Here is a 19,561-nt window from a genome sequence, read left to right as displayed (position 1 = left end):
CCATCCGTTAAAAAGATCCTTAGTTCTTTGGATATCAAACCTCAGTACTTTTTCATCAGCCTGCTGATCTTTCCATTTCGTTTTTAAACGATGAATTAAGTTTAAAGCTGGGTCTTTTTCCCATTCAACGGCTGCAACGAATTCAAATCCATCAGCTTTATGAAAACCTTCTGATAGCCCACCGCACCCAGCAAATAAATCAATAAATGTATAAGCCATTATGATTTATCCAAATATTTTTTAAGTGCTTTTGCTAAATGGAATCCTAAAAGTGGAGGTACAGCATTACCTACTTGCCTATATTGTTGAGTCTTATTTCCGAAGAACTCAAAATCATCAGGGAAGCTTTGTAAGCGTGCATTTTCTCGAACTGTAGGCACCCGATTCCATTTGTAATGGAAATGATTTCGATGCCCCGTATCAATCGTTTTAGAAGGTTTTTGACTATGGTAACGAGTCCAAGCTTCATTAAATTTACGACTGTCTCCTACACCCGGAGGTAAATCTTTATGATTTCCACCTTCTGGGACTTGGGCAATAACAGATTTAACTAAATCAGTATGAACAGTTCCAACGTTGTTCAGTAATACTTTGGAATTTTTTCTCATAAACTCCTGATATTTTGACTTCGGCTCACATGGATATTCGGCTCTTTCTTTACCTAAGTCATCTTCTAGGCTAGGAAGATCTCCAATAGCCTGTTCGCAACTAACATATTCATCAGGACTCAAAACTGGTTTTGGAAATTCAAAAGTCTCACCATTTCTAAGTCCGACAAAGAAAATACGCTTTCTGATTTGTGGAACTCCATAGTCAGGTGCGTATAAAACTTGGAAGTTAATTGTATATCCCAACTCACCGAACTGTTCCAAAATCGCTGTTTTCGCTTTTCCGCCATATAACGTTGCTAGACCTGGTACGTTTTCAAGGACAAAAGCTTTTGGCTGAAATAGCTTCACTGCTTCAACCATTGATTGGAATAAAGTATTCCGAGCATCTTCTTCTTTACGTGTACCTGTTAAGGAGAAACCCTGACATGGTGGTCCACCAATAATGACATCAACCTTTTTTGTTTTAATCAGTCTAGCCATATCAAGAATCGTTTCTTTCTTAAACAAATCACCATGAAAAGCAATTGCATCACCGTGATTATGTTTGAAAGTCTTTAATGCGATTTCCTCATGATCAACACCAAGTAAAACTTCATAACCTGCATCCATAAATCCTCTGGACAATCCACCGCATCCTGAAAACATATCTATGACTGTGGGTTTTCTTTGAGACATTACTCTTGACCTTGAACAAATTTGGTCAAGAGTTTAAAGGATATTAAAAAAAAAAGCTGGAGGGTAACGCCAAAGATTGTCGTTTAACTATTCAATTATTTTCTAAACAGAGAAATCCATGTAATACACACCCTCTGCTTGTAATGAGACAGTGACATCGGTACGACCATAACGATCGAGATCAGCTTTAGTTATAACATGGGTAGGAGATACTCCTATTCTATTTCTTAAATACAAACCTAATTCAGCTTTTGAATCACTAGAGCAAATAGCTTTAGGATAAATCAGATCACCATCATGAATATTTTGTTCTAGCAAACCTTTCATGATTACTCCATCATCCCAAATTAATTCAATTTCATCATTTTGTCGTTGTGGCTTTCCACCAGTTTTCTTACTTGGAGTTCCTAATTTTGGCGGAAATAATTCAGGAAAATTTGTTATTGCCTCTTTTGTTATTCTAATCTCTGCATCCCCAATACATGTATGGGATGTACCACCAACTTGAGTAGAGTTAGCCCCCCAATTCAAACCACTACCGACAGGAACTTTTCCACCTAATTTTTTAGATAAAAATGACAGCCTACATTCAGTTAATAAACTAGAGAGGGTTGATGTCTTGGTTTTTGACTTGAATTTAACGAGGCTAGAATCACATGAGATAGAGTTTTTAAAAACTTTGTCAAAATAATTCTGCAATTGTCCAAATACAGCAGGATCTGCTTCAACGAGAACTTCTCTATCAGGTGTAGCCAAACCATTTCTGGAAAAGTTTGCAGATCCAATTAAGGCATCAACAATAGCCCCATCTTTTTTCCATAAATAGCACTTGGCATGTACAGCACTTTGTGAATAAAAAAGATCAGTATTCGTTAATGAAGAATTGATTTTTTTTAAGGAGTTATGTAGTTTTTCTCCAATACTATCAGCACCATACATTCCATATATGACATGGCAATCTAGCGGTAAACTTTTTAGATTTGCAAAAGGAGCAGGGCCAATATAACCAGTAATAATTAATAATTCGTCAGCATTACAATGAGTGTGCCTATTAAAAACAATGTTTTCTAAATTAGTACTGAACATATTGAAACTATTAGATTTTATGAATTAGAAATACTGTATCAAAGTTTCAATGATTTAACATAAAATCTCTTATTCGAAATCCTTATTATTTGAATTTTCCACTAAATATCCCTCCATTTAACATAATAGAGCTTATACGAAATGCTTTTTAAAATATCCTTGTTTTTCATATAGTTAAAAAATTTCAACCGACCTCAAAAACAGTAAAAAGCTGACTTGGAAACAAGTCGGCTTTTTTATGCGCAGTTTTGATATATTCTGCCAATAAAATTGATCAATATTTAATCAATTTGTTATTTTTCTCTGCGTTATCAAGATAGCGCTGGCTTAAATTATCCACAATTTCTGCGGACAACTCTTGGGATAAAAATCCACCAATTTTGTACGCCTGAGCGCACATGAATTTAGGGATTTTGCGGATGTTCACAATCCCTTGTATTCAATATCATGAAGTCATAAGAGAACAGGATGTTCCGCAGAATAAAAATAAATAATCGCACAAGGATCGGCGGTACGACAGGAGTCATGCCAAGCGAACCAATACGAAAAAGCCCGACAGGATGTCGGGCTTTTTTACATTCTATGTTCAGTGATAGGTTTAAAGTAAACTACGATGAATTACATATAAATTATTCAGAATGAAATTTTTATCAAAAGAAAAGGTCCTCGATTTTTTTTCATTAATGGCTGTTTTAATTCTGATTGTCTCTTGGTTACTTCCTGTATTCGATGGCATGAAAGGATACGAACTTTTTGTATATTCATTTTTCTTACAATTTTTAATATTTCCCATTATTTTAGTTTTTCCAATTTGGGCAAATTTATCACTCGTTTTTACATATTTTTTATTAGATGAAAATGATCCCAAGGCATTTCGTTGGAGCTGTATAACTTTAGCAATGATGTGCTATGGTCTTGTCACTATTTTGGTTATAGATGGCAAGAACAGCCAACCAGTTCTATTCGGTGCTTATGTTTGGGTAATCTCAGGAATTTTAATTTGTATCTGTGCTTACCTTAAAGTGAAAAAAATATCTAAAAATCATTGATCTTTGACAAGTGTCAAAGAGACTTCGCATAAGAGATTTTATGTTAAATAGCCCCTTAGTCTGGGGCTATTTTTTTGAGTTTGTTACATCACGGGCGATAGCAACACTTCCTTGAACATGACCATCATTATCTTTAATTAAAGAAAAACTCATTTCTACATAGAGTCTTTTATCTATATCTTTATGAAGTGCTTTCGTTAAAGTTGGTTTGCCCGATAGTCTAAGATTTCCATTTTGGATAGCAATGTTAAAACCATGCCAATGAGCTTTACGAGCACGTTCAGGAATTATGATATCAAGGCTTTGTCCAAGTGCTTCATCTTTGGAAAATCCAAATAATTGGCTAGCCGCATCATTCCAACGTTGAATATTACCGTGATTATCAGCATAAATTAATGCATCACTAGTTTGCTCTATAATGAATTCGGCAAGTTCCTTATGACTCATTTTATAACTCCTTTTAATGAAAACTTTTCTTTCTGGTTGATTGCACAGTAGCCCCATTTAGAGTAGTTAGGAATACTAGATGTTCTATTACTACTATCAAAAATAAGGCTATCTTAAAAATAAGTTATTTAACTAATGTTTAAATGTATTTTGAATACATCTTTGTGTTTTTTTTAATATAATACTTCTACTAACTAATGTTCCATTCCCTCAGGGTTAGTATTTTTTAAGTAAAAGTTGGCGCAAAACGACACCAGTTAGTTCATTTCGGTGGGCTAGCTGTTTTTATAAAAATCTTATTTTTCATTAGTTTACCTAAAATAAAAAAAGACAGCTTATCCTATCCCTTGAGTATCAGCGATCCAATCACCAAGTGCGGTACCAAGTGTTTGAGAGAACACAATGGTTAGCCATTAAAAAACTTCACTTTTAGGCGATTGGATATAATGTACAGAAATTGATCCACTGCTGTAGTACAAAGATGACAAAGAGATAATCAATAAACTTAATAAAATTAAACTACCACCCAGATATACGAAATAAAAAAGGGAGTTTATAACTCCCTTTTTTTATTGATGATTTTTACGTTCATTTAGCATTGCTTCACGTAGAATTTTGTTCATACGTGTTTGATAGCCTTTACCTTGTGATTTCAACCATGCGAGTACATCAGCATCTAGACGAACTGAAGTCTGTTGCTTCACTGGACGATAAAATTGCCCATGACGAACTGCATTACTCCAGTCGGTGATTTCGGGAATATCAGACAGGTCTAATTGATCATCAGACACAGTTCCCTTAGCAAGCAAGCGTTTAATTTCAGCATCTTGCTTGTCACTGAAGTTTTCATTCAGCTCTTCGCGTGTATATCTAACCATGCTCATATTGATTGCGCTCCGCTTTGGTTACTTGTCTTGCACTAATGATTCGTATGATTTCACAGTCATCTTCATCAAAGATGGTATGAGCAACTAATAACATCAGTACTCCTTTGACCTTACCAATGGTTTGCCAACGCTCTTCCCCATTGGTATGTCTGTCTTGGATTGAGATCCGTAGAGGATCTTCAAATATAAGGCTTGCAGTTTCAAAAGAGATATCATGCTTTTTCTGATTCTTTCGATTCTTAGCCTCATCCCATTCAAAATACTGTTCCATAAAAAACATTCAAATTTGTATATACAATAATGTATCACATAATTGTATCACTCAAGTTGAATAGAGTTTTTTTGGTCAATTTTATTGGCTGAAAGTGACAAATCTGTTCAATAAAAAGCCGACTTGTTTCAAAGTCGGCTTTTTGGTGTTTTTTTGGATTATGTAAAATTTACAAATTATTGATTTAATTAAAATAATAAAGATTTATTTCGTATAACGCCCATTATGTTAAATAGAGGGTAAGTTCTATGAATAATGAAATTTTTGAATTTGGAAAAACGTTACTTAATTAAATACTTACTTTTATGTTATGAACTATTCTTCTATTCTCTACTTAATCTTTCTTTATCTTTACACCAATGAAATCACCTAGAGTTTTTATTAGTTATGCCCATGCAGAAAAACAGTTAGCAGATAATGTTTTAGATTTCTCAAACTATCTTCGATCTAGAGGAATAGATGCAGAAATAGATCAATATGAGGAAGCTCCTCCACAAGGTTGGCCTTTATGGATGGCATCTCAAGTAGATCAAGCCGATTTTGTTTTAGTTCTAGCAACAAAAACATATTATGAGCGAAGTAAAGACTTTGCAGAAAACCCGAATATAGGATTAGGGTCAAAATGGGAAACTTTACATATTCTTCAAAAAGTTTATGAAAATGCATTCAATAATACGAAATATATTCCAATTTGTTTAGATAAAGAGAATAAAGAATATATATTAGATTCTTTAAAACCATATACTTACTATGATGTAAGTAATACTGATCAAAAAGAAAAATTGGTTAATCGATTGTTAGGGAACAATGAAAGTATTAGACCTAAATTAGGAGAGCAGACTAAGGAAGCAGAAGAATTTTCACCATTAGAGCCTAGAGACCGAAAACATTTATTTGTTAGTAATCTGATAGATTTAGAGTTATGGGATAAAGCTAATTGGTGTGGGGTTGCTTTTAGTTTTGCTCAGAGCGAGCATCGAGAAGATATACCTATTATTGGCCTAGGCTTTAGAAAACCTAAAATTGGAAAACAGATTTTCGATGATTTGAACCATTCTATTAATAATGATGATTTAAAAAACCATATAAGAGTTAGCATCGTTAGGGACATAGATCCTTTAAATCCATATAAATATAGAATGCTTATCGGGCCAAATGAAGAGTATTTAAATACAATGCTTGAAAGGGTTGAGGCTGAAAACCCCAACTACATTATAGATTATAGAAATTCTATTTTTATGGGGATAAGTAGAGTCTTAGAACTTGATCCACGATCAGGAGAAAATCTTGAAAGATTCATCCAAATTTTTAATAAGAGTAAATTTTTCTATTTAACTAATATGAAAGAAAAATTAGAAAAAGACCTTAATAAGAATTCAGATTTTTATACAACTCCATTAGCTCTAGAAACTCCTGAAGACTTTATAGATTTTGATAATGCTATTCTTAAAAAAGATATTAATATCAAAACTTTAATGCAATTGAATAAAGAAAACCCTAAGAGTTTAGACCATGCAGTGCTTAATACTATTAACACTCGTAAAGTGAAGAAAAGCCAAACTAGCGGAAAAAATCAAGATGAGAAGAAAGCTGTTGAAAAAAGAAAACGAAAAGCAAAGGAAGTGAAAAAGACTAGAAAATCTACTAAGAAAAAATAAGTAAAACGGAGTGTTAATTTTTCCTAAAATTAACATAATACACCTTATACGAAGTCAAAAATGGGAGCTTATAGCTCCCATTTTCAGTCTTTAATACGCTTTTTCGCTTCGTCATAAACTATGCTGTCAGCTCGTTTCCCGACGGTGATGAGCAAGATAACTACCTGATCATCTTTGACTTGATAAACTAGTCGGACTCCAGCCTTTAATAATTTAATTTTATAGCAGCCTGCGAGATCCCCTCTAAGCATATTCTTGGGAATATGTGGCTGCTCTATGATCTTGGCAAGTTTCTTCTTAAATTGATCTCTTATAGCACTAGGAAGCTTTTCCCATTCAGCTGTGAAGTCCTTATGACGTAAAAGCTTATAAGTCATCTAAAGTAATTTCCTCGAACATTTCTTTAGGATCATTAATTCGTTTACGAACAATCGCTAATAGCTCGGTATCCTCTTCTGAGAGTAAGGCTTTTTGTACAGGGAGTTTTCCAGTCGCTGCAATGTATTCAAGGACATTTGTAAAAAACTCAGTAGGTGCAATACCTTGTTCTCTAAGAACTGAATATGATTTTTCTTTAAGGGCTTCATCGACCCTGAAGTTAACAGTAGCCATCACTTTTCCCATTTATTGAATGTATGAAAATATTGTAATGCAAACTGCATTACAAGGCTAGTTCGTATAACCGCCATTATGTTAAGTTAAGCGAAGATTCACTTAAAACAAGAGCTTTAATTTTTACGGCTTTTTCGAAATGATCTAATTTATGTTGCATGATCCACCAATTAGCTGCTTCCATTAAAAGCTCAGGATTATCATTTTTATTCTTGAAAAAGGCATAGAAAGATAAACCTACGCTATCTCCTTTCTTCTCAATTTTCTCATTACATCCATGAATAAATATTTCTCTTAACTCTTTTCTCATGTTTTTAACTTTCTCTAAAATTAATTACGAAGCCCCGATCTAAGATCAGGGCTTTATTTATTTCTACCTTACATTTCAACAAGTATTGATTCGCCTGTAGAACAGTCTCCATTACGCCATTGCCAGTTTTCAATTAACTTAATTTTTCCATTGGCTTGGATCTCAATCTCAGTATTACATTCACCTATACGTAATTCATTCATCTCATTGATGTGGTGGTATGCCATAGTGAAAGTTTTTTCAGAAGTCATGAAACCTAGTAAATGTCCATTGGTAATACTGCCACCAGAATAGGTAGCTTCTATACGCTCACCTACTTGGTAATAATTAAAAATAGTCTCGTGAGATACTTCTCCATTAGATGTATTTTTAGCATTTACAAATTTTTTATTATTTAGATTTAAGTTCATTTCTACTCTTTAATTTCCCTAAAATTAACATAATACACGTTATGCGAAAGGCCCTATTTACGGGCCTTTTAATCATCTGATTAACATAAAATCTCTTATGCGAAAGAAAAAAAGCTTGGACTAATTATCAAGGTTTTTTAAGTTAATTCTTTAGCAGATCGACTAAAATATCATCAAATCCTTGCATCTTATCTCTTTCAATCAACATTGCAGACATCCCTAATCTAATAGGTGTTTCAACATCTAGAAGAGGATTATCCCCTATGAATAATATATCTGACATCTGGCAACCAAATTCCTGTTGTATAGATTCATAAATCTTCCGATCTGGCTTTATCGCTTGAATTTCATAACTAAAAACAAGGGCGTCATATATATCCGGAAATAGCTCTTTAAGGCGTTCTCCATAGGGCATTGCTAAATTAGAGCAAATGGCAATTTTAAAGCCACGGTTTTTTAATTTTTTGAGTATAGAAACAGTATCTTCATATAGTTCAATTGTCTTCAATTCAAAGTCTAGATCATCACTAATTTCGCCCAAAAGCGGAGTGGGAATCACCTTTCCAAATATCTTGGCCAACTCAGCAATATCAACAGAATTCGACATAATAATATACGCATCTTGGGTGCTTGGCTTCCTGCATTCCTCTCTCAGCCACTTCATTAGTTTTCGATATGGAGAGCGACTTTGACCAATTTTAACCAGTGTACCAAATGCATCAAAAACAATTATTTTGTATTTATTTTGCATAGCAATATCTTAAAAATATGATTGAACTTACCTCTGCCAAAGAACTTTTTTAGTAACAGTAGTTAATGGTTGAATTTTTTCAAGATTAATTAGCCATTTTATCTAATTAAAAGATGTCTACAAAATTGGAGACTATTCAAAAATTTATAATTAATTTGGTAATTAATATAACGAAAGCCTGAATTATCTTTCAGGCTATTCATATGAATTAAGCTTAATTTCAGTAGAAAAGTAGAAATTAATGCTCAACTTTTTTCTTAAATTTTCTAAATAAAATTTCTGAAGCATCATCAATAGAAGTTTCAAGAGAGATATTTTTTGCCTCTTCCTTAAACCAATCTAATAATTTCTGATGAAATTTGTGATGATCATAACTGTATTCAATACCAAAAAAGATAGCTAGTCTGTAAGAATCTACCTCACCATAATCCGAGTTCATGTAGTCACTCAGCTTGCGTAAAGACTTGTGTACGACGGCTTCTACAAATTTTCTTTTTGATTTATCTTCAATAATACCAGCTAACTTTTCATTTAGCTCGATAAATATATGATTTTTAAATGATTCTGACATAATATTTTACTCAATATAAATCATTCAATCCATGACTCATAAAAGCTTTACATTAAATAGCCTCTATGAAAGAATCATTAAGCTTACCGGCAAGTAGCATAATTTTTCTGTCATGTTTAATGATGGATTAAAGGAAAAGGGTTTCGTAAAGAAACTCTTTTTTTTTCACCTATAACTTAATATAATGGTTTTTTTGGTAACCAATATTGGTTACCACATTTTTAACTTTTTTCTAAAGTAATGTCAAATGATTTACGAGACGATCTAATGAGTGAACTGATAAAAAAAAGTGATTTAGTCACTTTCCCTTCCCTTGAGTCATTTTTTAATCCAGAAACTACAGGATTTTCTCGGGAAAGTTTTGAATCTTTCTCAGGGGATATTTCAGATTCAGTTATTTTTGTAGGTAGACCTTTACAGGCTATAAATGAGTTAAAAATTCGCTCAAAATCTTTTGACTTGATTGTTTTTCAACCTAAACTGATTGAAGTAATAATAGAGGAAAATAAGCATAGTATTGAAGAAATTACTCTATACTTTATTGAATTCTTTGAAATACTTAGACGACTTTTATCTGATGAGGGAAGTATTTATATAGATTTAGATAATATTTCACAGGCTCATCTTATCAAAAATGCTATAGATAGAGTATTTGGTGAAAATAATCTGATTAATGAAATTCTAGTTAGAACTCCTTTTCCTCAAAAAAAGGAAAAGGGTTTCCGTCGTTCGAATCATAGAATTATTCTTTTTTATTCTAAGAGTAAAAACTATATATGGAATGAACAAAAACAAATATTGACTGATAGAGAGTTAAGTAAAAAATATCCTCATGTTGATGTTAATGGACAATATAGATTATTGCCCCTATATGCGCCTGGTATAAGAAAAGGCTCTACAGGACAACAATGGAAAACAATATTTCCCCCTGAAGGGAAGCATTGGAGATATGCAGTATCTAAACTCGATGAATTAGATGAATCGGGATTAATTCATTGGTCAAAAACAGGCAATCCAAGATTAAAGGAATATCTTGATATTAATAAAGAAACTACCCCATATCTAGACTACTGGGATTTTTCTAATCCTCATACCGGTGGGAAACTTCAGGAAATGTATGATGTGCTTATTCGTAGTACTACTAATGAGAGTTCAAAGATTTTGTATATAGCATCACATCAGGCCTCACCACTGATAGTAGCTAAAAATCTTAATCGTAAATGGAATGCCATTACTTATGATATAGCTGACCTTTTCAACCTTATGGATGGTCTTAAAAAAGAATTTTTCCTAGATTCATCTGTTAGAGCTATATCTACTAGAGAGTTTATCGAGTATGAGTTCGAAAGACGTGAGTCAAAAAAATACTCTTCGAGAGCAGATCTTTCAAATCCATCAGAATATTTTGATAAAAATAGATGATTTAAAAGTATTTTTGTTTACTTCATAAAAGGTACATTTAAAGTGCCTTTTTATTATTTAACATAAAATCTCTTATACGAAATCGATTTGTTAGAACCCATTTAAAGTGTCTATATTCTTACAAGCGATTTTTGTTTATCGTAATATGAAATCAGCGAACTGCAATAGATCAATAACTTACGTCATTAGGACGGAAAAAAGTTTCTAAATCATTTGTAAAAAACTTTCGCTGGATATTTACCTCAACTATAAATCAATAACTTACGTCATTAGGACGGAAGAAAGTTTACAAGCCATTTATAAAAAACTTTCGCTGGATATTTACCTCAACTATAAATCAATAACTTACATCATTAGGACGGAAGAAAGTTTACAAGCCATTTATAAAAAACTTTCGCTGATCGTATGTGATTACCATAAATTAATAAATTAAACGATTCATTTTATTTTGTGGAGTATGTATCTCATGAATCAGCCTAAAAATGAGTTTGAAATACGACAACAAATGATGAACGATCAAATTTCAGGGGCAAAAGATCCTCAACATGAGATCCATCAACGTATCCAAGAAAGCCTTAAAAAAGATGCAGAGGAGTTAGCACTGCGTAAAGCATGGAAACGTGCTCAGGATATTGTTTGCCATAGCTTCGATCAAAAAACGATTGACGCATGTAGACAAAGTAGTGAGGAACGTTTAGAACGGCTGATTTCAGGTGAATCTACCTTTGAAGAAGAAGACGCGGTACTAATGATGCAATGGCGCGCCTTAAATAATCGACCTAAAAACCAGGACTAAAATCATTATCCTGATCGTGATTCCTTACTTTTTCAGAAGTTACAGCTTTTTCCCTCATTTTCAAAGGCACACGTTCAATGACTTGTCGCTGTATAAATGCTAATTCTTCATCAATAGGGGCGATCTGAATAACTGAACCCTCTAAGTTTTGGCCGAGATCCCTTAAATATCCCAATTTCTCAAGTCGATCGAACGATTCAGTATTCAAAAGATCAATATAACGCTGTAAATCATGCTGAATCAATGTTATAGGTTCAGTCGTTTGAGGATCTTTCAATAAAGTTTGCAGCATATTCTGCTGTAAAAACAATAATTTTTCTCGCGCATACCACTGTTGTCGAGTACGTGGCGTTTCAGCTTGCTTGCTTAGTTCTTCAATCTCTTTTCGATTTTTTAATTCAGCCTCATAAAACGAACGATACTGCTCATAACGATTTTCAGCGCGAATACGTTGAATTTCTTCAATCATATGCTGTTGTTTGGCCCACAACTCAGGTTCATTCTCACACGCAAAACGTACCGCCTTATTCATCACGGGGACATCCTGCAGCTGGGTTCCATACTTCTTGTTGTAATCTCGGTGTGATAAACAACTCACCCTACTCGGCACTTCTATCTGAATACCTCGAATCTCAACCTGTTTCATTGGCGCATACCGCATAAGACTGTCATTAATCAGTTCTTCAGTTTTCTGTCGGTACAACTGCAGCTGTGCTTTGCCCATCCCCAATACATCAGCCGTGAGCTTCTGCGCACCACCTTTCTGCGGATCCTTGGGGTTATAACGCTTAAAAAACTGTTCGGCTGAACGATCAATCCCATCCATATGCCGTTCACTGTACATCAGATGCAAATGCGGTTGCTCAATCCCGGCAATTAAACCCGCATGATTATGGATGGCGCAGCTAAATGGAAAACGATAGCGGTCGGCAAACTCGGTAATAAACGCTTCAGCCAACTCAATCCGTTGCGCTTGGTTTAATTCTTTGGGTAAAGCCACGACCAGACTGGAACAGGTTCGGCCATTACTCCGTTCATATACATCTGCAGCCTGCCAAAATTCAGCCGGTTTTCCCTCGGCAAAACTGGGTAAATTCCCGGATTTCACAAACTCAATGTGCTCAGAAACCGATTCCTTATAACTTTTAAAGTGTGACGTTCGGGTGATGTAATGAAAGCGATTCTTGGCTGTGGCGCCATCTTTGATTTTTCCTGATCGTGTCTTTATCGCTTTTTTTGCGGTGTGTTCAAGGTTGCAATAGAACATATATCACCTTCATTTTTAGCCGGGGCCTCGCAGAGCCTGCGGAGCACGAGGAGGAGTGTTTCTAATTCGATATAATTGCGTAGTAATTATATCGAATTAGAAACACGGAAACGAGCTTAAGAATTAAAAAAAATGTTCCCACATTTTTTTTAATTCTTCCCGTGCCGGCCTATGCTAAACTGAAAACACAAAAACCTCACCCATTTTATGCTGGAGAATGCGATGGCGGCCCGTGGAAGACCTGCGAAAATACTCACTTCAAATGACCTCATGACATTACAGCAGTTCCTTAAAAATCTCCCTTTCCTCAAGAAAAACCAGCAGCAGGCTTTGACCTTGCTTCAACAAGCAAATGGCATCTTCAATGACAAACAGCTCAATCTACTGAAAGCTGCAGACCGTGATAAAAACCAGTTTTTAAAAAGACAGGCCCTCATTGAACAGATCAAGCTAAAGGATAAAAACCAGCAGCCCCTTCTGGCCAACGAAACAGAAATTCTGGCATTACTGACACAGGAAATGGATCAGGATAATTTCTTCCGCCTGGATCGTGCCCTGGAGTCTTACCAGAAAATTGAAAAAGCAGCCTTGGAAAACCGGATCCGGCTGGAGAATGAACACAAGCGCGAAATTTTGCAAAAAAAGTCATAAAGAACTGACAGACGCCCAAAAGAAACGTAATGCAGAAAATCAGCTCAAATATGCTTTAGGTGGAGCAGTACTAGCCGCCTGGAACAAACTTAATTTATCAACCGAAAATATAGATCCAGAAAAAGTTAAAAATACCATCGTCAATAACCAAAATTTTTTCAGAATGGTCAGTAACACCACGCTTTATCAATATATTCATCCAAGAACTGAAAACTACTTTCGAAGCAGAGAATTGTTTATCAAAGTTATTGAAGGATTATGTGAATATGATGACCACGGTACAGAACTTTATATCTTTGAAGCAGATAGTCACTTAAAACCGCAATAAAATGCGATTACAGCCACTTTTAAACCAATTTTTGAGTTAGCTACGTCTAAATCAATAAAGTGGCTGTAATCGCAAAACAAGAGCATTTAGCTTATTTTGCAAAAATACAAATCAAGATCCATTTCAAAACTCACAATATACCTAGAAGGTATATACCGAGCGAGTGTCTACGAGCGGCATAACTAAAATTCGCGCTTCGACTCTTTGAAAAACTGTTTTTTAGTATGTGAAATCTAAAAGAGCGTAAATCAAATGCCAAAATTTGATTCTAGAACGAGCGAAAGCGAGTAAAAAAGCACTATAAGCGAAGCGAATTCCGAATTGTTTGTGCTTTTTTTAAAGTCATAACGAGATTTACTAAAAATTGCCCCAAGAATCGAGCGATAGCGAGATTCAATAGAGTTTGAGCGTAGCGAAAACATAGGGCAATTTTTCATTCTTTCCTTTTTAATATATTTTAAATCTTTTAAATCTTTTAGGCTATCTGAAAGGCTTTAACAGAAAGGCTTTCAGCTCCTAACTATGAGGGATTGACTACTAACTATGAGGGATTGACTACTAACTATGAGGGATTGACTACTTAACTATGAGGGATTGACTACCAAATATGAGAGAATTATATTACTCATAGTTAGTTTATCGAATTAAAAATGATGAGTACATCTAAAAAAGAATTAGTAGTTAAATCAAATCAAGTAATTGAGGCTTCATATCAACTCAGCTCAACAGAACAACGGATTGTCTTAGCAGCTATTAGTAAGATTAGTCGGGCTGAAGATATTACAGATGATGAAATTTATCGCGTAACTATTGATGATTTAAAAAAACTTGGGGTTCATGAAAAAACAGCTTATAGAGATCTAAAAGATGGTGTAAACCGCTTATATGACAGATCAATTAATTTAGCTATTGATGATGAGTCAATCAAAATGAGATGGATTCAATCCATACGCTTTTTAGAAAGTAAAAGCGTTGTAGGAATTCGGTTTTCTAAAGAAATTTTGCCGTTCATTTCTAATCTAAGCCGTGAATTCACTAAGTATTCGCTATCTGATATTGCTGGTATGAGTAGCGCATATGCTATTCGTATTTATGAGCTACTAAGCCAATATCGTTCCATAGGAAAACGAGAGATTTCCATCGAATCTCTAAGAAGTATGTTGGAGTTAGGGAAAAGATATCCATTGTCTGCTGATTTAAAGAGATGGGTTATTGATACTGCTGTAGTTCAAATCAATGAACATAGCCCTTTAAATGTATCTTACGAGCAAATAAAGACAGGTCGAAAAGTCACACACATTCACTTCACGTTTAAAGAAAAATCAAAAAGTATTGAGCATAAATCCGAACAGAATAATTTTTATAAATTGACAGATTCACAAATTAATATGTTCGGTAATCAGCTTTCACGCTTACATGAAGTATCTCACCTAGCACAACAAGGTGAAAGTTATGACGACTTAGCTATTAAAATTAAAGATATGCTGCGAGATCCAATAAAACAAAAACAACTTATTCCTCATCTTAAAAATTTAGGCTTTAAGGCATAAAGGTCGATTGTGTATGTAGCAGTTGACTGTTTGTTAATGTATTTTAGTTCACATAATGGACAACCAAAATTACAAGATGAAATCACTATCTGTTATTGAGCTTTCAAATCTCTATGGAATAACTCGTCAAGCCATTTATAAGCAAGTTAATAAAGGTAATTTAAGTAAAAATAGTGACGGTAAAATTGATCTTTCCGAAGCTATTCGAGTCTTTGGTGAACCTTCTAGAAATGTAAACAGTTCACAGACAACCGAAACACGAAAGTTGTCAGAAGTTCACCTATTAGAACAGCAGGTTTACATGCTTCAAAAACAGCTTGAACAGGCTCATGAGCGTGAGCAGTTCCAACGTGAGGAACTAAAAGCTAAGAATGATCAGTTACACGTTAAAGATGAGCAAATTGAAGCAATACAACGCCTACTAGAAGCTCCAAAAGCTTATACAACTAGTTCTATCGACCCAAAATTAGATATAGCAACAGATACTAGGTCAAAAAGTGAGTCGAACTATGATGTATTGACTACTCAACCAAGAGAAACTCCTGTAGAAGTAGAGATCCAAACTCAGCCGAAAGATGACGGATTGACTACTCCGGAGCAGGTGGAAAATAAGCGGATTCCAGTACCGGAGCACATTGACCAGGAACCGGAGAAAAGGGGCTTTTGGAGCCGTTTTTTTAGACCCTATGATTAACTACGATTGTTTAACTGATATGAACAAAGTCGTGAAACATTGATCAAATAATAAGCGTGGAACGTGAAAAATCATAAAAAAAGCCCATCTAGGTATAGAAGGGCTAAAAATGGAAACCTACTGCACTGATTTCTAAAGAGAATTATAACACATTTCGTATAAGGTGTATTATGTTAATTTTAGGAAAAATATAAAGTCGTTATAAAATTGATAGCTATTAAATTAATAGATACTGTCAACTTTACTGTATTCAACTACTTTTATTTCATAGCCATAATCTGTTCTATTTTTAAGATTAATCAAAACAAATCTGGTATCTATTGCTTCTAATAGTCTCCAATCAGACTGATCACTTGGATATGACGTTTGCTGATCAAACAATACTATTGGGAGTGTTTTATTATTAATGGCTTTATTTGCATCGTTCATACCACTTCCGAACATACCACCAAAAGCAATAATCGTTAAAAATAGTACTAAAGGGGAGCTAAAGTATTGCTCTATCTGTCCTCCAAATATAGAACTATGTACATAGGAATAATAAAACACACCAAAATAAAGCGGAATTAACTTAGTTGATAAGGCAATTGATGTCTCTCTTCCTATCAGGAATATGGATATTGTTATAAATAGTACGGAAAAAATCAGTAAATATGAGTGACCTACCCATGCAGAAATAGATAAATAAATTAAAGAAATTATGCTCCCAAAAGCGAACAATAAAGTAGTAATTAGAATTGAGTAAAATAAGCTATAAGCGGATATAGAAGGTAATATCCATAAAGCATCAAACGTAGAAAAGTAACCAAACTTATAAGTTCCAGCTAAAGCTATCAATATCAGTGGTATGGCAGCATAAAGCTCAAGAACTTTCTTTAATGAGAAAGAGTTATACAAAATATCCCCTACCTAAAAATGTAAGAATTACATACATCTCAAAAAGACACCGATTTAAGATGTCTTTTTATTTAATAAAAAATTTAAAAGAAATTTTCAGGATATAAGAATGATGGAATATGTCTTCTAATCAATTGAGCCTGTGCAAGATACCCTCTAGTTTCTAGTTCTAATAAAAACACTGGCCAAGGTGGAATATTACTTTTATAGACATTAATTGAAGATGTAGACATGCCACCTCCTTGAGACGTAGACAGTCCACCATACTGGGACGTGGACAATCCGCCATACTGAGACGTAGACAATCCGCCATACTGAGACGTAGACAATCCGCCATACTGGGACGTAGACAATCCGCCATACTGAGACGTGGACATTCCACCATACTGGGACGTGGACATTCCGCCATACTGAGACGTGGACATTCCACCATATTGAGACGTGGACATTCCGCCATACTGAGATGTAGATAATCCACCATATTGGGAGGTACTTAAATTGCGTGGCCAAGTTCTTAAATTTGGTATTTCTGGTCGTGACATAGCTCTATAACTCTTAGATATTGATAATAAAAAATTTATTAGAGTACATTACTATTTTTAAACCATTTATTGTGTGCTGTTTAAAAAATACACGACAGATTATGTCTCATTAATTAAATTTTATTATCTATTCTTTATCACATTTAACATAATGGCTGTTATACGAAATTCTCTTTTAATCCTAAAAACAAACACATAAATAATGTGTTTACACATTATTTATGTGTTATATTACTAATAATAAGGGTAGGAGTAACTGTATGACTTACACAGAGCTTCAAATTACATTGCTAGAAATGGGCTTATCAATTAAAGATCTTGCAACGCTACTTGGTATGAATCCCAATTCCATTACTAATTATAAAAGTACTGGCATTATTCCCCTGAACTTAGCAATTACAGTGACTCTGATAGCTCATTTAAAGAAAGCAGACCTGTCTCCGCAAGAAATCATCAATGAAGTCAAAAGAAGACATGCAAACAACCCCATTGAGAATAATTAAAGGTAATAAATTATGCGCACAGATCTACTTTTAGAATTAGCTGATTTTTTAGAAAAACTTGATCCCAATAGATTTGATATTCGGACTTGGAGAAGACCGTCTAAGGACTCAGTTGGCTTCGTGAGTGATGAACAACTTCTCACTGACTGTAAGACAGTTGCTTGTGCTATTGGATGGGCGGTGACTTTGACAAAGTGGGAGGATGCAGGATTCTATATGGACACCTTAGCAATCACACAAGAGCATCTGAATAACCCATTAAGTACGCCATACACTATGGCTATTGTGAAATGGCAAGGTGACTCAGATATCGATTCTTATGATGCTTTACAAGCAGGATTAGATCTTCCAATAGGTATGGCTGAGGTCCTTTTTGACTTCAATAATTATGCTGATGAAGAGTTTACAAGTGCTCAAACGGTGGCTGAAAGAATACGTGAGTTTTGTAATACACCATCAGAAGAACTCATAGATTTAGTGGTTTCTTATACTGATACTGAGTAACCCTCAATTGTATAAATATCAATTAAATAAACTAATCATAAAAAATCCTGAATAAATCCAGGATTTTTTTAATTTAGAAACTTTTTAAAAATTGAGATATGGCTAAAGCTAACTTATAGGAAAAATATGGGGGTACAGCATTTCCTATCATTTTGTAGTTAGCCCCAGCAGATGAAATAAAATCATAGTCATCATCAAAAGTTTGTAATCTTGCAGCCTCTCTTACGGTAATAGATCTTGCCTGCGTTGAGTCTGGATGTATATGACGTAATCCATCTTTATACAGGTGCGCTGGAATAGTGTTACTAGCCTCATCCCTACGCAATACATAATACTTATGTACTGCTGAAGTCTTACCTGTTCTTTCAGTATATAACTTCAATAACTCATCGGTAGAGGTAAACTTTTTAACTCCAGATTCAATATCTTCTGCTAAAAGTTTAAAAGTCCCGATATCTGTAGGATTATGAAATCTTGGATCATGATTACTAACTACAACTTCACCTTGAGTATGAGAATATTTTTTCCCGTTGACTTTATATGGCTCTACGGGAAACAACTTCGGTAAGTCACCTATCGCATCATCAACAGTTTTTAGAGGCTCATGATATTGACCCAAAATATCTGTATAAAATGTTCTTAATACTGTTTCTGAGTCATGACACAGATCTTTACGGATACCGATAATAATTACCCGATTTCTTTTCTGTGGCACACCAAATAACGTCAGATCTTGGAGAGCATTCTTTTTTAAATCAGAAACAATGGCATAACCATGTTTATCAAACTCTTCTCGAATCAGATCAACTACAGGAATATCTTTCGGTTTAGCTGAGAGTAAACCGATAACGTTTTCAAAGACAAAAATCTTAGGCTTATATTGGTCTACCACTTTGATATAACTTTCAAAAAGATAATTACGATAATCATCTTTCATACTATTTTTATCTTGTGCTCGACCTGCAAGAGAATAAGCCTGACAAGGTGGTCCACCGAGAATAATATCAATAGTCTTATCTCCAACAACCTTATCAAGACCGACATGAGAACCATATTCAGGATCATCATT

26 protein-coding genes and 1 pseudogene are annotated in these 19,561 nt (G+C 34.4%); 10 read left to right on the top strand and 17 right to left on the bottom strand.

Annotation, left to right across the window (positions count from 1 at the left end):
* The 3 genes from AVJ20_RS16530 to AVJ20_RS16520 all read right to left on the bottom strand — a co-directional run.
* Positions 1-219 (bottom strand): DNA cytosine methyltransferase (locus tag AVJ20_RS16530; RefSeq protein WP_162689794.1); only part of this gene is annotated, 219 nt, incomplete at its 3' end.
* Positions 219-1,286 carry a DNA cytosine methyltransferase gene (locus AVJ20_RS16525; protein WP_111885986.1) on the bottom strand — a complete coding sequence of 356 codons (1,068 nt, stop codon included), beginning with the start codon at positions 1,284-1,286 and terminating at the stop codon, positions 219-221. The genes AVJ20_RS16530 and AVJ20_RS16525, both read right to left, overlap by 1 nt.
* A gap of 102 nt (positions 1,287-1,388) precedes the next feature.
* Positions 1,389-2,372 carry a restriction endonuclease PLD domain-containing protein gene (locus AVJ20_RS16520; protein ID WP_111885985.1) on the bottom strand — a complete coding sequence of 328 codons (984 nt, stop codon included), beginning with the start codon at positions 2,370-2,372 and terminating at the stop codon, positions 1,389-1,391.
* A 638-nt stretch (positions 2,373-3,010) separates the two neighbouring features.
* Here AVJ20_RS16520 and AVJ20_RS16510 point away from each other — a divergent pair.
* Positions 3,011-3,421, top strand: a complete 411-nt coding sequence (locus AVJ20_RS16510) for a hypothetical protein (RefSeq protein WP_162689793.1) — start codon at positions 3,011-3,013, stop codon at positions 3,419-3,421.
* Between the two features lie 66 nt (positions 3,422-3,487).
* Here the strand turns inward: AVJ20_RS16510 and AVJ20_RS16505 are convergent, their stop codons facing one another.
* The 4 genes and pseudogenes from AVJ20_RS16505 to AVJ20_RS16490 all read right to left on the bottom strand — a co-directional run bounded on the left by AVJ20_RS16505 (position 3,488) and on the right by AVJ20_RS16490 (position 5,026).
* A complete protein-coding gene (locus AVJ20_RS16505) occupies positions 3,488-3,868 on the bottom strand; it encodes a PAS domain-containing protein (protein ID WP_107010194.1) in 381 nt (126 codons plus the stop codon).
* 338 nt (positions 3,869-4,206) lie between these two features.
* Positions 4,207-4,401 (bottom strand): annotated as a pseudogene (locus AVJ20_RS18800) (hypothetical protein); the annotation flags it as partial.
* A 36-nt stretch (positions 4,402-4,437) separates the two neighbouring features.
* Positions 4,438-4,752, bottom strand: a complete 315-nt coding sequence (locus AVJ20_RS16495) for a BrnA antitoxin family protein (RefSeq protein WP_111885983.1) — start codon at positions 4,750-4,752, stop codon at positions 4,438-4,440.
* Positions 4,739-5,026: a BrnT family toxin gene (locus AVJ20_RS16490; protein ID WP_107010192.1), complete on the bottom strand. Its 288-nt coding sequence runs from the start codon at positions 5,024-5,026 to the stop codon at positions 4,739-4,741. Before AVJ20_RS16490 ends, AVJ20_RS16495 begins: the two co-directional genes overlap by 14 nt.
* 359 nt (positions 5,027-5,385) lie before the next feature.
* On the opposite strand from AVJ20_RS16490, the gene AVJ20_RS16485 reads away from it, so the two are divergent.
* Positions 5,386-6,684, top strand: a complete 1,299-nt coding sequence (locus tag AVJ20_RS16485) for a toll/interleukin-1 receptor domain-containing protein (protein WP_111885982.1) — start codon at positions 5,386-5,388, stop codon at positions 6,682-6,684.
* Positions 6,685-6,767: 83 nt separating this feature from the next.
* On the opposite strand, the gene AVJ20_RS16480 is transcribed toward AVJ20_RS16485, so the two are convergent.
* The 6 genes from AVJ20_RS16480 to AVJ20_RS16455 form a co-directional block, all read right to left on the bottom strand.
* Positions 6,768-7,061 carry a type II toxin-antitoxin system RelE family toxin gene (locus AVJ20_RS16480; protein WP_111885981.1) on the bottom strand — a complete coding sequence of 98 codons (294 nt, stop codon included), beginning with the start codon at positions 7,059-7,061 and terminating at the stop codon, positions 6,768-6,770.
* Positions 7,051-7,296 carry a type II toxin-antitoxin system RelB/DinJ family antitoxin gene (locus AVJ20_RS16475; protein ID WP_111885987.1) on the bottom strand — a complete coding sequence of 82 codons (246 nt, stop codon included), beginning with the start codon at positions 7,294-7,296 and terminating at the stop codon, positions 7,051-7,053. Before AVJ20_RS16475 ends, AVJ20_RS16480 begins: the two co-directional genes overlap by 11 nt.
* A 76-nt stretch (positions 7,297-7,372) precedes the next feature.
* Positions 7,373-7,606, bottom strand: coding sequence for a DUF6500 family protein (locus AVJ20_RS16470; RefSeq protein ID WP_111885980.1), 234 nt, complete (start codon positions 7,604-7,606; stop codon positions 7,373-7,375).
* A 68-nt stretch (positions 7,607-7,674) separates the two neighbouring features.
* Positions 7,675-8,016 carry a hypothetical protein gene (locus tag AVJ20_RS16465; protein ID WP_104472901.1) on the bottom strand — a complete coding sequence of 114 codons (342 nt, stop codon included), beginning with the start codon at positions 8,014-8,016 and terminating at the stop codon, positions 7,675-7,677.
* 142 nt (positions 8,017-8,158) lie between these two features.
* Positions 8,159-8,767: an HAD family hydrolase gene (locus AVJ20_RS16460; protein WP_111885979.1), complete on the bottom strand. Its 609-nt coding sequence runs from the start codon at positions 8,765-8,767 to the stop codon at positions 8,159-8,161.
* 238 nt (positions 8,768-9,005) lie between these two features.
* Complete coding sequence (locus tag AVJ20_RS16455; protein ID WP_111885978.1) at positions 9,006-9,338, bottom strand: hypothetical protein; 333 nt, start codon at positions 9,336-9,338, stop codon at positions 9,006-9,008.
* 267 nt (positions 9,339-9,605) lie between these two features.
* On the opposite strand from AVJ20_RS16455, the gene AVJ20_RS16450 reads away from it, so the two are divergent.
* Entirely contained in the window at positions 9,606-10,760 is a 1,155-nt protein-coding gene (locus AVJ20_RS16450; RefSeq protein ID WP_162689792.1) for a DNA methyltransferase, read from the top strand.
* A 466-nt stretch (positions 10,761-11,226) separates the two neighbouring features.
* Positions 11,227-11,556 carry a hypothetical protein gene (locus AVJ20_RS16445; RefSeq protein WP_316965221.1) on the top strand — a complete coding sequence of 110 codons (330 nt, stop codon included), beginning with the start codon at positions 11,227-11,229 and terminating at the stop codon, positions 11,554-11,556.
* Here AVJ20_RS16445 and AVJ20_RS16440 read toward each other — a convergent pair.
* Positions 11,540-12,823 carry a MobA/MobL family protein gene (locus tag AVJ20_RS16440; protein ID WP_068911102.1) on the bottom strand — a complete coding sequence of 428 codons (1,284 nt, stop codon included), beginning with the start codon at positions 12,821-12,823 and terminating at the stop codon, positions 11,540-11,542. The genes AVJ20_RS16445 and AVJ20_RS16440 overlap by 17 nt on opposite strands.
* A 222-nt stretch (positions 12,824-13,045) precedes the next feature.
* Here AVJ20_RS16440 and AVJ20_RS18795 point away from each other — a divergent pair, with 222 nt between their 5' ends.
* From AVJ20_RS18795 to AVJ20_RS16425, 4 genes are all read left to right on the top strand, one after another.
* A complete protein-coding gene (locus AVJ20_RS18795) occupies positions 13,046-13,474 on the top strand; it encodes a hypothetical protein (RefSeq protein WP_228157244.1) in 429 nt (142 codons plus the stop codon).
* Entirely contained in the window at positions 13,437-13,802 is a 366-nt protein-coding gene (locus AVJ20_RS18790) for a hypothetical protein (RefSeq protein WP_228157243.1), read from the top strand. The genes AVJ20_RS18795 and AVJ20_RS18790 overlap by 38 nt, the downstream gene beginning before the upstream one ends.
* Positions 13,803-14,452: 650 nt before the next feature.
* Positions 14,453-15,352 carry a replication initiation protein RepM gene (gene repM / locus AVJ20_RS16430; protein WP_004763517.1) on the top strand — a complete coding sequence of 300 codons (900 nt, stop codon included), beginning with the start codon at positions 14,453-14,455 and terminating at the stop codon, positions 15,350-15,352.
* 76 nt (positions 15,353-15,428) lie between these two features.
* On the top strand, positions 15,429-16,046 hold the full coding sequence (locus AVJ20_RS16425; protein WP_026040226.1) for a plasmid replication DNA-binding protein: 618 nt from the start codon (positions 15,429-15,431) through the stop codon (positions 16,044-16,046).
* Positions 16,047-16,268: 222 nt separating this feature from the next.
* Here AVJ20_RS16425 and AVJ20_RS16420 read toward each other — a convergent pair whose 3' ends face one another.
* Entirely contained in the window at positions 16,269-16,943 is a 675-nt protein-coding gene (locus AVJ20_RS16420; protein WP_111885976.1) for a hypothetical protein, read from the bottom strand.
* 169 nt (positions 16,944-17,112) lie between these two features.
* Positions 17,113-17,424 (bottom strand): hypothetical protein, encoded by a 312-nt coding sequence (locus AVJ20_RS16415; protein ID WP_162689791.1) that lies wholly within the window; start codon positions 17,422-17,424, stop codon positions 17,113-17,115.
* A 321-nt stretch (positions 17,425-17,745) separates the two neighbouring features.
* Here AVJ20_RS16415 and AVJ20_RS16410 point away from each other — a divergent pair, with 321 nt between their 5' ends.
* Positions 17,746-17,988: a tellurium resistance protein TerC gene (locus AVJ20_RS16410; protein ID WP_111885974.1), complete on the top strand. Its 243-nt coding sequence runs from the start codon at positions 17,746-17,748 to the stop codon at positions 17,986-17,988.
* Positions 17,989-18,000: 12 nt separating this feature from the next.
* On the top strand, positions 18,001-18,492 hold the full coding sequence (locus tag AVJ20_RS16405) for a hypothetical protein (protein ID WP_111885973.1): 492 nt from the start codon (positions 18,001-18,003) through the stop codon (positions 18,490-18,492).
* A gap of 73 nt (positions 18,493-18,565) precedes the next feature.
* On the opposite strand, the gene AVJ20_RS16400 is transcribed toward AVJ20_RS16405, so the two are convergent.
* The coding region (locus AVJ20_RS16400) for a DNA cytosine methyltransferase (RefSeq protein ID WP_111885972.1) at positions 18,566-19,561 on the bottom strand (996 nt) is incomplete at its 5' end.

The sequence above is a fragment of the Acinetobacter sp. CFCC 11171 genome, from assembly GCF_003268405.1.
In the GTDB taxonomy this organism is placed as follows: Bacteria; Pseudomonadota; Gammaproteobacteria; order Pseudomonadales; family Moraxellaceae; genus Acinetobacter; species Acinetobacter amyesii.
The sequence above is the reverse complement of the archived record's forward strand: the minus strand, read 5'-3'. Positions and strand labels throughout refer to the sequence as shown.

What these genes read in the sequence shown, in the direction of transcription:
- AVJ20_RS16525 (WP_111885986.1), bottom strand. Translation starts at nt 1,286, where the DNA reads ATGTCTCAAAGAAAACCCACAGTCATAGATATGTTTTCAGGATGCGGT.
- AVJ20_RS16520 (WP_111885985.1), bottom strand. Translation starts at nt 2,372, where the DNA reads ATGTTCAGTACTAATTTAGAAAACATTGTTTTTAATAGGCACACTCAT.
- AVJ20_RS16510 (WP_162689793.1), top strand. Translation starts at nt 3,011, where the DNA reads ATGAAATTTTTATCAAAAGAAAAGGTCCTCGATTTTTTTTCATTAATG.
- AVJ20_RS16505 (WP_107010194.1), bottom strand. Translation starts at nt 3,868, where the DNA reads ATGAGTCATAAGGAACTTGCCGAATTCATTATAGAGCAAACTAGTGAT.
- AVJ20_RS16495 (WP_111885983.1), bottom strand. Translation starts at nt 4,752, where the DNA reads ATGAGCATGGTTAGATATACACGCGAAGAGCTGAATGAAAACTTCAGT.
- AVJ20_RS16490 (WP_107010192.1), bottom strand. Translation starts at nt 5,026, where the DNA reads ATGGAACAGTATTTTGAATGGGATGAGGCTAAGAATCGAAAGAATCAG.
- AVJ20_RS16485 (WP_111885982.1), top strand. Translation starts at nt 5,386, where the DNA reads ATGAAATCACCTAGAGTTTTTATTAGTTATGCCCATGCAGAAAAACAG.
- AVJ20_RS16480 (WP_111885981.1), bottom strand. Translation starts at nt 7,061, where the DNA reads ATGACTTATAAGCTTTTACGTCATAAGGACTTCACAGCTGAATGGGAA.
- AVJ20_RS16475 (WP_111885987.1), bottom strand. Translation starts at nt 7,296, where the DNA reads ATGGCTACTGTTAACTTCAGGGTCGATGAAGCCCTTAAAGAAAAATCA.
- AVJ20_RS16470 (WP_111885980.1), bottom strand. Translation starts at nt 7,606, where the DNA reads ATGAGAAAAGAGTTAAGAGAAATATTTATTCATGGATGTAATGAGAAA.
- AVJ20_RS16465 (WP_104472901.1), bottom strand. Translation starts at nt 8,016, where the DNA reads ATGAACTTAAATCTAAATAATAAAAAATTTGTAAATGCTAAAAATACA.
- AVJ20_RS16460 (WP_111885979.1), bottom strand. Translation starts at nt 8,767, where the DNA reads ATGCAAAATAAATACAAAATAATTGTTTTTGATGCATTTGGTACACTG.
- AVJ20_RS16455 (WP_111885978.1), bottom strand. Translation starts at nt 9,338, where the DNA reads ATGTCAGAATCATTTAAAAATCATATATTTATCGAGCTAAATGAAAAG.
- AVJ20_RS16450 (WP_162689792.1), top strand. Translation starts at nt 9,606, where the DNA reads ATGAGTGAACTGATAAAAAAAAGTGATTTAGTCACTTTCCCTTCCCTT.
- AVJ20_RS16445 (WP_316965221.1), top strand. Translation starts at nt 11,227, where the DNA reads ATGAATCAGCCTAAAAATGAGTTTGAAATACGACAACAAATGATGAAC.
- AVJ20_RS16440 (WP_068911102.1), bottom strand. Translation starts at nt 12,823, where the DNA reads ATGTTCTATTGCAACCTTGAACACACCGCAAAAAAAGCGATAAAGACA.
- AVJ20_RS18795 (WP_228157244.1), top strand. Translation starts at nt 13,046, where the DNA reads ATGGCGGCCCGTGGAAGACCTGCGAAAATACTCACTTCAAATGACCTC.
- AVJ20_RS18790 (WP_228157243.1), top strand. Translation starts at nt 13,437, where the DNA reads ATGAACACAAGCGCGAAATTTTGCAAAAAAAGTCATAAAGAACTGACA.
- repM (WP_004763517.1), top strand. Translation starts at nt 14,453, where the DNA reads ATGATGAGTACATCTAAAAAAGAATTAGTAGTTAAATCAAATCAAGTA.
- AVJ20_RS16425 (WP_026040226.1), top strand. Translation starts at nt 15,429, where the DNA reads ATGAAATCACTATCTGTTATTGAGCTTTCAAATCTCTATGGAATAACT.
- AVJ20_RS16415 (WP_162689791.1), bottom strand. Translation starts at nt 17,424, where the DNA reads ATGGTGGATTATCTACATCTCAGTATGGCGGAATGTCCACGTCTCAAT.
- AVJ20_RS16410 (WP_111885974.1), top strand. Translation starts at nt 17,746, where the DNA reads ATGACTTACACAGAGCTTCAAATTACATTGCTAGAAATGGGCTTATCA.
- AVJ20_RS16405 (WP_111885973.1), top strand. Translation starts at nt 18,001, where the DNA reads ATGCGCACAGATCTACTTTTAGAATTAGCTGATTTTTTAGAAAAACTT.